15 protein-coding genes are annotated in these 11,616 nt (G+C 55.2%); 11 read left to right on the forward strand and 4 right to left on the reverse strand.

Annotated elements, in window-relative coordinates; genetic code table 11:
* The first annotated feature begins 51 nt into the window (after positions 1 to 51).
* From mgtE to QQL54_RS03015, 3 genes are all read left to right on the forward strand, one after another.
* Positions 52 to 1,434, forward strand: a complete 1,383-nt coding sequence (mgtE, locus tag QQL54_RS03005; RefSeq protein WP_284387401.1) for a magnesium transporter — start codon at positions 52 to 54, stop codon at positions 1,432 to 1,434.
* 121 nt (positions 1,435 to 1,555) lie between these two features.
* Positions 1,556 to 3,283, forward strand: coding sequence for a lysozyme (locus QQL54_RS03010; protein ID WP_284387403.1), 1,728 nt, complete (start codon positions 1,556 to 1,558; stop codon positions 3,281 to 3,283).
* A gap of 89 nt (positions 3,284 to 3,372) precedes the next feature.
* Complete coding sequence (locus tag QQL54_RS03015) at positions 3,373 to 4,392, forward strand: hypothetical protein (RefSeq protein WP_284387404.1); 1,020 nt, start codon at positions 3,373 to 3,375, stop codon at positions 4,390 to 4,392.
* Here the strand turns inward: QQL54_RS03015 and rnhB are convergent.
* Positions 4,389 to 4,997 carry a ribonuclease HII gene (gene rnhB, locus QQL54_RS03020; RefSeq protein ID WP_284387406.1) on the reverse strand — a complete coding sequence of 203 codons (609 nt, stop codon included), beginning with the start codon at positions 4,995 to 4,997 and terminating at the stop codon, positions 4,389 to 4,391. The two genes, QQL54_RS03015 and rnhB, sit on opposite strands and share 4 nt — an antisense overlap.
* Positions 4,998 to 5,114: 117 nt before the next feature.
* Here rnhB and QQL54_RS03025 point away from each other — a divergent pair, with 117 nt between their 5' ends.
* From QQL54_RS03025 to QQL54_RS03035, 3 genes are all read left to right on the forward strand, one after another.
* Complete coding sequence (locus QQL54_RS03025; protein WP_284387409.1) at positions 5,115 to 5,549, forward strand: hypothetical protein; 435 nt, start codon at positions 5,115 to 5,117, stop codon at positions 5,547 to 5,549.
* A gap of 81 nt (positions 5,550 to 5,630) precedes the next feature.
* Positions 5,631 to 6,296, forward strand: a complete 666-nt coding sequence (locus tag QQL54_RS03030) for a glycosyltransferase (protein ID WP_284387411.1) — start codon at positions 5,631 to 5,633, stop codon at positions 6,294 to 6,296.
* A complete protein-coding gene (locus QQL54_RS03035; protein WP_284387413.1) occupies positions 6,296 to 6,895 on the forward strand; it encodes a TIGR04282 family arsenosugar biosynthesis glycosyltransferase in 600 nt (199 codons plus the stop codon). Before QQL54_RS03030 ends, QQL54_RS03035 begins: the two co-directional genes overlap by 1 nt.
* Here QQL54_RS03035 and bla read toward each other — a convergent pair.
* The 3 genes from bla to QQL54_RS03050 all read right to left on the reverse strand — a co-directional run bounded on the left by bla (position 6,877) and on the right by QQL54_RS03050 (position 9,053).
* Positions 6,877 to 7,668 carry a subclass B1 metallo-beta-lactamase gene (gene bla, locus QQL54_RS03040; protein ID WP_284387415.1) on the reverse strand — a complete coding sequence of 264 codons (792 nt, stop codon included), beginning with the start codon at positions 7,666 to 7,668 and terminating at the stop codon, positions 6,877 to 6,879. The two genes, QQL54_RS03035 and bla, sit on opposite strands and share 19 nt — an antisense overlap.
* Positions 7,669 to 7,751: 83 nt before the next feature.
* Positions 7,752 to 8,282 (reverse strand): DUF1697 domain-containing protein, encoded by a 531-nt coding sequence (locus QQL54_RS03045; RefSeq protein WP_284387418.1) that lies wholly within the window; start codon positions 8,280 to 8,282, stop codon positions 7,752 to 7,754.
* A 6-nt stretch (positions 8,283 to 8,288) separates the two neighbouring features.
* Positions 8,289 to 9,053: a uracil-DNA glycosylase gene (locus QQL54_RS03050; protein ID WP_284387420.1), complete on the reverse strand. Its 765-nt coding sequence runs from the start codon at positions 9,051 to 9,053 to the stop codon at positions 8,289 to 8,291.
* Between the two features lie 152 nt (positions 9,054 to 9,205).
* Here QQL54_RS03050 and QQL54_RS03055 point away from each other — a divergent pair, with 152 nt between their 5' ends.
* From QQL54_RS03055 to QQL54_RS03075, 5 genes are read left to right on the forward strand one after another with little or no spacing between them, the layout of a single operon-like run.
* Positions 9,206 to 9,697, forward strand: a complete 492-nt coding sequence (locus QQL54_RS03055) for a Na+/H+ antiporter subunit E (RefSeq protein WP_284387422.1) — start codon at positions 9,206 to 9,208, stop codon at positions 9,695 to 9,697.
* Positions 9,690 to 10,010, forward strand: a complete 321-nt coding sequence (locus QQL54_RS03060; RefSeq protein ID WP_284387424.1) for an MrpF/PhaF family protein — start codon at positions 9,690 to 9,692, stop codon at positions 10,008 to 10,010. Before QQL54_RS03055 ends, QQL54_RS03060 begins: the two co-directional genes overlap by 8 nt.
* On the forward strand, positions 10,007 to 10,429 hold the full coding sequence (gene mnhG, locus QQL54_RS03065) for a monovalent cation/H(+) antiporter subunit G (RefSeq protein WP_284387426.1): 423 nt from the start codon (positions 10,007 to 10,009) through the stop codon (positions 10,427 to 10,429). Before QQL54_RS03060 ends, mnhG begins: the two co-directional genes overlap by 4 nt.
* Positions 10,426 to 11,175: a DUF4040 domain-containing protein gene (locus QQL54_RS03070; RefSeq protein WP_284387428.1), complete on the forward strand. Its 750-nt coding sequence runs from the start codon at positions 10,426 to 10,428 to the stop codon at positions 11,173 to 11,175. Before mnhG ends, QQL54_RS03070 begins: the two co-directional genes overlap by 4 nt.
* Positions 11,172 to 11,615, forward strand: a complete 444-nt coding sequence (locus QQL54_RS03075) for a Na(+)/H(+) antiporter subunit B (RefSeq protein ID WP_284387430.1) — start codon at positions 11,172 to 11,174, stop codon at positions 11,613 to 11,615. The genes QQL54_RS03070 and QQL54_RS03075 overlap by 4 nt, the downstream gene beginning before the upstream one ends.
* Position 11,616: the final 1 nt, after the last annotated feature.

The raw sequence follows: 11,616 nt of genomic DNA on the forward strand, positions 1-11,616 counted from the left end.
GCAGACGAGTCTTCCCCGTCTGTTTAAGAGCTATATGAACAGGAGCCGCGCATGTCCGACACGCCCGATCTTCTGGAACAGCAAGACAATATACCCGATGATGGGCTTGCCACAGAAAACCCATTACTGTCAGCGCTGGACCTGACCAATGATGATGAGTTTCGAATTCGTCTTGAGGGCCTGCATCCAGCCGACTTTTCGGACTTTCTAGAAGAACTGAACGACGCCCAACGAGAAGTTCTTGTGATGCGCGCTCCGGCGCTGATTACCGGGGAGCTTCTTGCCGAACTCGAAGACGATGTCGTCGAAGACGTCTTGCCCTTACTTGAGCCCGAATTGATCGCAGACGCGCTCAATGAACTGGATTCAGACGATGTTACCCAGATCATGGAGGAGATGGAGGCGGGCCAGCGCGAGGACGTGCTGGAGGCTATGGAGCCGCTGGAGCGGGCCGGGGTTGAAGCGTCACTGGCCTTTGATGATGAGACAATCGGTCGTCTCATGCAGCGCGAGTTTGTCTCCGCGCCAGAATTCTGGACGGTCGGCGATACAATTGATCATATGCGCGACGCAGGCGAGGACCTGCCGGAGCTGTTCTTCAACATCTATATCGTCGATCCGCGCTTAAAGCCGATTGGCTATGTCCCTGTATCCAAATTGATGCGTGCGCCGCGCGATACGACTTTGGCGTCCCTGATGGACCTTAAGGTATTCACCATCGCGCAGGACGTGGATCAGGAAGAGGCGGCCTATCTGTTTGAGAAGTATCATCTGATCTCGGCCCCCGTCGTGGACACCCAAGGTCGTATGGTCGGTATGATGACAGTCGATGATATCCTCGACATTATCCAAGACGAGAACAAAGAAGACTTTCTGGCTCTCGCCGGGGTTAGCGATGCTGGGATTACGGATACGGCCTTTTCGACCGTACGGGCTCGCGCGCCTTGGTTGCTGGTCAATCTTGGCACAGCAATCCTCGCCTCCATTGTGATTGCGCGGTTTGATTATGCCATTGAGCAGATCGTTGCGCTGGCCGTGCTGATGCCAATCGTTGCCTCAATGGGCGGCAATGCGGGAACTCAGGCGCTGACTGTGGCCGTGCGAGGGCTGGCGGAACGCGATCTGACCAAGGCAACGGCTTGGCGGGCCGTCCGGCGCGAAGGCGTGTCCGCCATGATTATCGGCATCATTTTCGCCTTTGCTTTGGCCGGGATCAGTTTCGTTTGGTTCGGAGATGCAAAACTGGCGGGTGTGGCCTTTGTCGCCATGATCATCAATCATACCTTTGCGGGTCTGGCGGGTATTCTAATCCCTCTGGGTCTGAAACGTGCCGGGGCTGACCCGGCGGTCAGTAGTTCGGTCTTTGTAACGACTGTAACCGATGTTGTTGGCTTTGCGGCTTTCCTTGGCTTTGCGGCTGCAGTCCTGCTCTAGCACGATCGCTGCTTCCACGTTAGCAATGCATTAACCCTAGCCGCGCTCTCTTCTCCCCTGATAGGCGAATGCGGCATGTCCCTTGCAACTCCCTTCGGGTGAACCGCGCAAGAGTGCAATTATGACCCGGACCCTGTCTATTTCCGATACAGGCCTACGCCTGATCAAGGCATTTGAAGGCTTTCGTCCCGTCGACCGAGAATTGGTCACGGGTGTGAGAGTCGTCGGCTATGGTCACAGGCTAGACTCAGATGACCCGGTCCATATGTCCCGGCGTGGGGCTGAAGAGCAATTGCTGCAAGATCTCGAGTTGATCGAAGAAATGGTCAATGATGAGGTCCATGCGCCGCTGAGCCAAGGCCAGTATGATGCGCTCTGCTCACTCGCCTTTAATATTGGCCCTGAAGCCTTTCGGGCATCCGATATCGTCCGCGCCATGAATAATGGCCGAGTGCTGGACGCTGCGAATGGATTTGATGTTTGGCGCAAGGCTACGATCAGCGGAAAGACCTATGTCGTTGACGCTTTGATGCGTCGTCGGACAGCTGAGAAATCTTTGTTCCTACGCAACGAACCGGCCGTTCCTGCCCCGTCAGCCCTTCTAATCCCAGAAGCCGATCCGTTCGCGCCCTTAGGCCCGACCGATGATGGCTTGCCAGAATTTACAGATACGACCGCAATTGGCATTGTGCCTGACGTTGCAATCGATGCTGACGATGACTGGGTTGAAGACGAAGTCTCTGTTGCCCCTGAGACAAACTTATTAACGCTGCCGAAGATCAACACGCCGACGCAGGTTGAAGAAGATGAGTTTGAGTCGGTCGACGCGGATGAGCTTGATGCGATGGCCAGCAATGATCTTGATGATGACGGATTTGCTGAAGCATATGATGATGAAGATGAAGACGATGATGACTTAGAAGATTTCGATGAAAGCGACCTCGATGAAAGCGACCTCGATGAAGCGGGTATCGATGATGCTGAAGACGATTTCGAAGATTTTGAATCTGAAGACGACGATCTGGATGGGGATGCAAATCTCAATCTCGCGGTCAACGATGATTTAGCTGTCCTAGGTCAAGACCCTGGCCAAGACCCTGGCCAAGACTTGGGCGATGAGCCGAAACTTGACGATACAGAGGCTCCCGTCGACGCTGATGATGGCGATGATGACGATATTTATCAACTTCGGGCCGTCGATGCTGTGGATGTGCCGGAGCTTGAGGAAAACCTGCAGTCACCGATCGCAGCGGCGGCAGATTCATTGGGTGATCGACTAAGTGCGCTGTTGGATTCAGACGAAGAGGCTGAGCGTGACGAAGCCGTTGATTTGCCTGTATCATTGCTTCAACCGACCGATATGGAAGACGTTGATGCCGACTCTACGTCGCGGTCTAACCTTGTCTCTTTTCCTAAACGAGAAATTGTTATGGAAGAGGCCGTTGTCGAAGACACGATTGATGTGGCTGAAACAGTTTTGGACGATGTTGCGGAAGAGCCCGATCAAAAGGTTCTCGTAATCGATAATCTCGAAGCGGATGACGTGATGCGTTCGAGCCGCGATCCGGAAAATCCAGTGTTTGATCCAGATGGTGATCCGGTCGAAAATGCCATGCGATATCTTGAACGACAGGCTGATGAAAAGGTCACGCGGAAGTCCGGTGGCGGTCTATGGGTGCCTTTGGCGCTTGGCGGGCTGTTAGTCGGCGCAAGTGCTGTCATGATTGGCCGTGGGGCCACACAGGTTCTGGACGCTTGGGGTCCAACGGCAGCTACGGCGTCTGCGATCACCGGTGGAGTCCTTGTGCTCTTCACAATCTATGCGGCCGCGCGCGGTAGGTTTGCCTAGCAATCCGTAAACGCCGCGGTGTCAGAGCCTTAATCTGTTTCGGCTACGGAACGATCAGATTTATATACCGACGCTTCGGAGATGATTGAATGACGACCCTTGCCGCACCTCGAAACATGGCAAAGACAAGCCGTAAAGACGCGTCTTTAAAGGCTGCCCGCGCGGCCATGAGCCCGTCCATATTAGACGGTTGGACCGACACTGAGACCCAGAACTTTCAGCGTGAAATCATGACTTTCCGGCATAAGCTTGAGGAAACGGGTCTGTTTTCCGATGAGGCTCTGATTGATTTGTTGGAGCGTCATCCAAGCCATATGCTTGACGTTTGCACGATGGGTGCGACGGATGACCCGCTTTATCCGAACAGGTTTCGGACGGGTGATTTCCGTGATGTGCCTGCCGCCGATATTCTGGCGGCGGCCAAGGCGGGTCGTATCTGGGTCAATGTTCGCCAAGCAATGAATGTGCATGAGGACTATAAAGCCGTCCTCGACAAAATGTATGGTGGCCTAGCCGAGGCAACAGGTGGTCGCGTCTTTAATGCCAAGGGCGGCATTTTAATTAGCTCGCCTGTGGCTCGTGTTCCGTATCACTTCGACAAGACTGAAGTGGTCCTTTGGCACGTCCGAGGGCAGAAAACGGTCTATGTTTGGCCAGTGGACCAGACTTTCATTCCCGATACGGCGCATGAATCTAAGCTAACCAACATGCTTGATGATGATCTGCCTTATACGGCCGAATTTGAAGACCATGCGACTGTTCTACGCTTGCAGCCTGGACAAGGCGCGAGCTGGCCCCTCAATTCGCCGCATCGGGTCGACAACGAGACCTTCTGCGTATCGGTAACAACAGAATTTTCGACATCGGAAAGCGGGACTAAGAACGCGGCAATGATTACGAATGCCGTGTTGCGACGTTACTTTGGCATGAACCCGCTTTATGCGCAGGACGGCGCCATGACACGTCAAATGAAGTCAATCATAGGTCGGATTGTTCGTCGGACACCTTTGGCCGCCGACACGACTCACACCGACCTTGTCACGTTCAAGATCGATCCGAAGGTTGAGGGCTATCTTGTCGACGTCGAACCGTTCGAAAGAACGTTCTAAAACAAACTATATGCTTTTTGCACCGGCGCGAAACTGCGGCGGTGGATTGGTGTGGGTCCCAGCCGTTGCAGCGCGTCCATATGATCGCGCGTGGGATAACCTTTGTGCCTCGCAAATCCGTAACCCGGATAACGGGCGTCGGCCTCAATCATCAATTGATCGCGCGTCACTTTCGCGACGATTGACGCCGCCGCAATACTCAGGCTTTTCGCATCGCCTTTAATGATGGCCTCACCGGGACAAGGCAGTGCGGGCGGCAAGCGATTGCCATCGATCAGCGCAAAATCGGCTTTTAACGCCTTAACTGCGCGGCTCATCCCTTCCAAACTCGCCCACAAAATGTTCAAACGATCGATTTCGGTCGGCTCAATCACGGAAATTGAGATTTTCGCGGCCGGAATGAGCGCGTTCAGGAGCCGTTCACGGCGCGTAGGCGATAGGGCCTTACTGTCGTTCAACCCTTCTGGGACGGATGACGCATCAAGAATGACCGCGGCGCAGACGACTGGCCCCGCTAGCGGACCGCGCCCGGCTTCGTCCACGCCGCAAATGCGTGTGTAGCCGCTCGTGCGGGCGGCATTATGATGTGTCCGATCTGGTTTCATGGGAGTGAACGGCCTCGAACCTTGGCACGGGACCTGCACAATTGATGTGGATACAGGTCTTTTTGCCGCCGAATTGAAATGTTAGAAGACCTTAACCGGATTTTCCAGGAGTGAACCATGCCTAACTTTAAGATTACCGCTATTCTGGCGGTTGCCGGACTGGCGCTGTCGACCGGCGCGTTTGCCCAAGACGCTGACACTGATGAGGCGACAAAAGCCGAAGCGGTAAAAATCGAAACGCCGTCGACCGAAGGTGTGGTGACCGATGCAGCGAGCTGTGAATATGAAGGTGGCTCCGTCATGGACCTAACCGACGGCACAATCTGCTTCATTCCAATCCGCGGTGTTGCGGCCAACACTCAAGTCTATGACGGCATGAAACTTGGCGTTATCCGTTGCGAAGGCAATGGCGCGTTTGCGAACGAGATTGCCACACCGAATGATAGCTATTGCCGTGTCTATCTGACTGAAAAAGTCGAACAGAAAACACGCGAAGAGCTGGAAGCCGAACTGGCAGCGATGACGGCGGAAGAGTTGGAAGCTAACAACTAATCCGTCTACACAATCTTTTGAATGAGCCCGGTCTAGCGATCGGGCTTTTTCTTTGCGGGTGACAGAGCTAGACGCACTGTCGTGTTGATCGTCATCATTCCCACATTCCAAGCGCAGGCTGGCTTGTCGCAATTGCTACCTCAGCTTGTCGGCGAACGCATTGTCGTGGCTGACGGAGGGTCCACAGACGAAACTCTACCCATGGCTGTGGCGAGCGGTGCGGTTTTGGCTGTGGGTGCGACCGGCCGGGGAGCTCAACTTCGTCTCGGGGCAAAGCTGGCGACATTGACAGGGGAGCCCGGTGACTGGTTTTTGTTCCTGCATGCCGATAGCCAATTACCAAAGACGTGGACGTCAGTTGTCGAAACCGCGATGGTTGAAGGCGAGCCGCGCTACTTTCGATTCAAGGCAGCAGCGACTGGGGTGAGAGCATGGCTGATGAACCAACTTGTGGCGCTGCGCTGCGCGACGCTGGGACTGCCCTATGGGGATCAGGGATTGTTGATCCCTCGGACACTCTATGAACAGATCGGTGGTTACGCGCCAATGGCCTTGTTTGAGGATGTCGATCTGGTCGAGCGTCTTAGTAAAGTTTCGTCACTTCGACCATTGCCTGCCGAACTGACAACTGACGTATCGGCCCATTGGCGTGACGGTTTGTGGGCGCGTGGCACACGCAATCTTGGCCTGCTCTGGCGTTACAAACGCGGTGTCACGGTAGATGAACTCTTGCGAGCTTATCGCTGATGCGGCCCGAGCTTTATATTTTTGCCAAACGCCCTGCGATGGGTGCTGCAAAAACGCGACTTGCCCGCGACATTGGACCAACCCATGCGCAACGCCTTTACCGTGCGATGACGGCCAAAATTCTGCGCAATGTTACCGATCCGCGGTGGGACACCATCCTCTATGCGGCGTCGAGCAAGTCTATCGGATGCGTGCCGGCTTGGGATCGCTTGCCGCAAATGGCGCAACCGAGCGGATCGCTGTCACCGCGATTGGCGCACGCTTTCACAGGGCCGCGCCGCCCAGTTCTCGTCATTGGAACCGATTGCCCGCAGGTCACAGCGCGTGATATTGCGGATGCGTTGTCGGCCCTGCGCTCACATCCGGCCGTATTCGGTCCGGCGAGTGACGGTGGATTTTGGCTGATGGGGGCGTGGGCACCATTAAGGTCTGACGTCTTCGACACAGTGCGGTGGTCGAGCGAGCAGACCTTGTCTGATTTGGAAACACGACTGAACGGTCGCGTTGCGAAGCTGCGGATGTTGACCGATGTCGATGACGGCGAGGGTCTGCGCGCGTGGCGTCAGGGCGTTAGCAGACGCTATTCCGTCAAAGCCTGATCGATCATCGCGACGGTCGCGTCGATGAGCGATAGGTTTGCGCCCTTACCATGTCCCGGCACGACGGTTCGCGCTTCCGAATAGGTCGCTTTGGTCCAGATTAGGGAGTCGCGCCACACGCTCAGATCCGCGTCGGCAGTGTTTCCGAGGGTTTGCGATCCGGCTCCACGCGCGGCGCAGCCTACATAGAGAATGTTCTCCTCAGGCAAATAGACGACGAGATTGTCTGGCGCATGACCATGACCGGGAAAGGCGATTTCGACCTTGCCGACCCGAGTGCGCGAACGCGGGTCTTTCAACGCTGCAACGGACGTATTCGGAACGGGCAAACCGGCTCGCGCGGCGAGTGTTGGTGTGTCGGGATGGGTGAAGACTTCAATCCCGGCGCGTTCTGCCGCGTCTACGCCTTGGGTTCGGTCGGCATGATGATGGGTGACGACCATTTTTGTAACAGGCTTTCCAGTTTCCTCTTTCGCCGCTTCGATTAGCGAGAGGGTCGCCAATTCGCCCCACGCGCCGTCCACGAGAGTCACCTCATCACCATCGACCACGACCAGTCCGTTGACGGGAATGGGCGATTGGCCGGGCAGCAAGTAATTCGTTGTATGAACCCAAACGCCGTCCGCAATCGCAGATAAGGTGACGGGATAATCGGCGCGAAGCTGGGTCAGGAAAGTATCTTCAACAGTCGCGGGCGCCTCAGTGACAGTCGCGACGGGTTCGGTCCCGCACGCTGCAAGCAAGGCAGTAGACAAGATCAGCAGACGTTTCACGTAGGACACTCCAGAATTGATAGGTCGTCTTTGAATTGAAGATAGTTTGATTAGATGCATTTGCAAAAAACGCTCCAACTCTATCAACCCGCCAATTCAGCTATTTTTGTGGCCGATCTAAGATTTCGGGCTGTTATCGCGACACCCAAATTTTTCTCAACCTGTGCCGCGAGTTTGGATCGTCCGATGCCTTCGGGGGCGTGGAGGTAGAAGACGCGGTCAATCAGCTCGAATCGCTCAGTTTGTTTTTGCAGTTCTTTGAGTTTCGATAGGTTGGTATCCACCGCCGCAGTAGAAAGAAAAAAGAGGTGGAGTGTCTTCGGGTCACTCGTTCCTTCGGGATAGGGATTATTGTTGATCGCCCTATCAAGGTCCCTCTTGCTGATGATCAATATCTTAGGGCGGAAGTTGAAAGCCTTTTCGATTTCATCGGCGATCGCCAGTCCAAGCTGTGTGGCGTCGGTCTTCTCACTTTCAAACACGGCATTGCCGCTCTGAATATAGGTTCGCACATTCTGAAGACCGAGACCTTTGAGAAGGTCGCGTAGATCCTTCATCGGCAGGATATTGTTGCCGCCAACATTGATCCCACGAAGCAGAGCGATCCAAGTCATCAGAGTTTAGTCTTGCACCACATCCGCTAACCGCTCTCGCAATGTCAGCAAATCCTGCCAAGCTTCGGCTTTGAGGGCGGGTTGGCGGAGCAAGAAGGCGGGATGGTAGATGGGCAGGGCTGGGATATCGCCTGTGCCGACATTGATCGTCTGCCACTGACCCCGGTTGCGCATGATGCCTGTAATGCCCGTCATGACTTGCATGGATGTGCCGCCTGCCAACAAAATGAGTTTGGGTTTCGCCAACTCAATGTGCCGGTTCACAAAGGGGCGGCAGAGCTCCAATTCGTCAGGGTCCGGCTTGCGGTTATTAGGTGGACGCCAGAAACAGACATTGGCGATATAGACATCGTTAGCCTCTGCACCGCCTGAATTGAGCCCGATCGCACCGAGCATTCGGTCGAGCAATTGCCCTGAGCGTCCTACAAAGGGCAGGCCCGCCTGATCTTCGTCGCGGCCCGGCGCTTCGCCGATAATCATCAAGTCAGCCTCAGGGTTGCCGCGCGCCAGCACGGCTTGTCGCGCGCTATCAGAGAGCGCGCCCGCATCATAGCTATCCAACGCTGCTTTCAGCTCTGCGATCGTCTTGCAGGCGGCGGCGATAGGGGCTGGATCAGACGCCGCAAATTTTGCCGGCTTAGGGGTTGGAGGCGGTGGTGTTTCGACGGGTTTAGTCCGAACACGACGAACGGACCGAGCCAAAGGCAAGTCCGGTGTTTCCACACCAGCGCGCTCATACCAGTCGAGCAGGGATCGCAAGGACGCTTCCATAAGATTGATATAGGCGCAATTAGCGCGCTCTGCTTGCCAGTTATGCACAGGCACGGATCAACGAAAATGTCGCACCTGCTGATTATGAAGATTAACAGTTTCGCCTGTTTTCCACTTTAATGCCCGGTTCGCTTTCGCTAACAGCCAGACTGATGCTGCGTTTTGCCACCATTCTGCTCTTTGCACTCGCGGCCACTTGGTGGGTTCTGTCGGGCTATACGAAACCGCTCATTCTGACTTTGGGCGCGATCTCGATTGGTCTCGTACTCTTGATCTGTGCGCGCATGAGAATACTCGACCGCGAGACGGCCCCGTATATGACTTTGCCGCAGACCCTCGCCTATTTTGGCTGGCTGTTTGTTGAAATCGTCAAGGCGAATGTGGCCGTCGTTCGGGCTGTGCTGTCGCCAGATCTCGAAATCTCGCCAACCCTGACGAAAATTCCAACCAAAGGGAAAAACGATCTGGCCAAGACCATGTTTGCCAATTCGATCACGCTGACTCCAGGCACGGTTTCGGTCGAGATGGCGGAGGATCATATCCTCGTACATGCGTTGCTCTCTGAGATGAGCGATCCCGATGATTTCATCGAGATGGGCGAGCGCTCTGCTTGGGCTGTCGGGGAGGATGCGTCCGATGGGTGACTTGATGCCTTACATCATGCTGGCGGCGACCTTGTTCCTCATTGTTGCGATGGCAATGATGCTGACCCGATTGATCGGTGGGCCAACGCTTTATGATCGGCTGTTGGCCGTCAATAGTTTCGGCACGAAGACCGTTCTGTTCCTCTGCGTCTTCTGTTTCATTATTGATCGGCCTGACGGGATCGACATTGCATTACTCTATGCGCTGATGAATTTCATCGCGACCATCGCGGTTCTAAAATTCTTTAATTACAGGGCATTGACAGTTGATCTCGGTCACTTGCCCGGTGCCGACGACGAGAATTTATCGTGATCGCCGCAGTTCTTACAATCGTGATGGCAGCCGAAGCTGTGGTCCGCGAAACCGTCAATGCGGGCGTTGATGTCGGGGCAATTCTCGCTTTCCTTCGCGATGTTGTGACCATTATCAGCCTGGCCGGAGGTTTGTTCTTCGTCCTCGCCGGTACGGTTGGCGTGATCCGTTTGCCAGATTTCTATACGCGTCTTCATGCGGCGGGCATGACTGATACATTGGGCGCTGAACTGATCCTGTTTGCGCTGATGCTGCAATCGGATAATTGGCAGGTCATTGCTAAGCTTCTGCTGGTCGCTTTCTTCCTGTTTGTGACGTCTCCAACCGCCACGCACGCCGTCGCCCATGCTGCTTATAAAGCGGGTGAGCGTCCGAAGCTTGGCCGCTGGCGCGCGCCCTCTTTGGAGGATGACACGTGATTGCGAACATTATCGGGGCTGTCCCGACCTCTCCACTGATCTCCACGCTTCTGCTCGACATTGGGTTGTTGACGCTGCTGGTGATGGTCGCTTTCGCGATTGTCCGCATGCGCTCGCTCTTTGCCATCGTCATGCTGCAGGGCGTTTATTCCCTCGTCGCGGCGGCTTGGTTTGTGACGTTGGACGCTGTGGATGTCGCATTTACCGAAGCCGCGGTAGGCGCAGGCGTTTCCACCGTTTTGATGTTGGCTGCGATGCTGCTGGCAGACCGCGAATCGACTCCCGTTCCGATGTCACGCCAATGGGGTCCGCTCGCCGTCGTACTCATCGCGGGCATGGCGATGCTTTACGCTGTTCCAGATTTGCCCTCCTATGGCGATGCGAACTCACCTGCGAACAGCTATGTCGGGACGGATTATCTGGCTCGGACAGCTGTTGAGATTGACGTGCCTAATGTCGTCACAGCCGTCCTCGCCTCATACCGGGGCTATGATACATTTGGCGAGGTGGTGGTGATTTTCGCGGCGGGGCTTGGTGTGCTTCTCTTGCTCGGCTTGGATGGCAATGCAGGTCGATTCCGCGCCCAGGTTATGGGTCGTAAGCTGTCAGACACATCCGCCCCAACCGGCTCCACGGACAAAACCGCGTCCACGTCCCAGAGGCGCAAATCTTCGGGCGGCGGTGGTGGCAAATCCAGTCTCGGCGCACCGCCATCCATTACGCGATATGAAGGCGGTGCATCATGAACCATGATCCGCATGTCCTGTTACGCGTCATTGCCAAATTTCTGATCCCGTTGATCGCGCTGTTTGCGTTTTATGTACAGTTTCACGGGGACTTTGGACCGGGCGGTGGTTTCCAAGCGGGCGTTATCTTAGCGGCGTCCATCATTCTCTATTCTCTGATTTTCGGATTGGAAAACGCCAAGCAAGCCTTTCCACCGATTTTGATCCGCATCGGCATGAGTCTCGGTGTGCTGCTCTATGGCGGAACAGGTGTTGTCGCTTGGATGCAGGGCGGAGAGTTTCTGAACTATTCCGTGCTCGCCCATGACGCCATTCACGGGCAACATTGGGGTATTCTGGCGGTGGAGCTGGGCGTGTTCTGCACCGTAACGTCGGTAATGATTGCGATTTTTTACGCGTTCGGTTCGCGCCAGCCGCAAACCAGTGAAGAGGACTGGTAGG

The sequence above is a fragment of the Algimonas ampicilliniresistens genome (assembly GCF_030159955.1).
Taxonomy (GTDB): domain Bacteria; phylum Pseudomonadota; class Alphaproteobacteria; order Caulobacterales; family Maricaulaceae; genus Litorimonas; species Litorimonas ampicilliniresistens.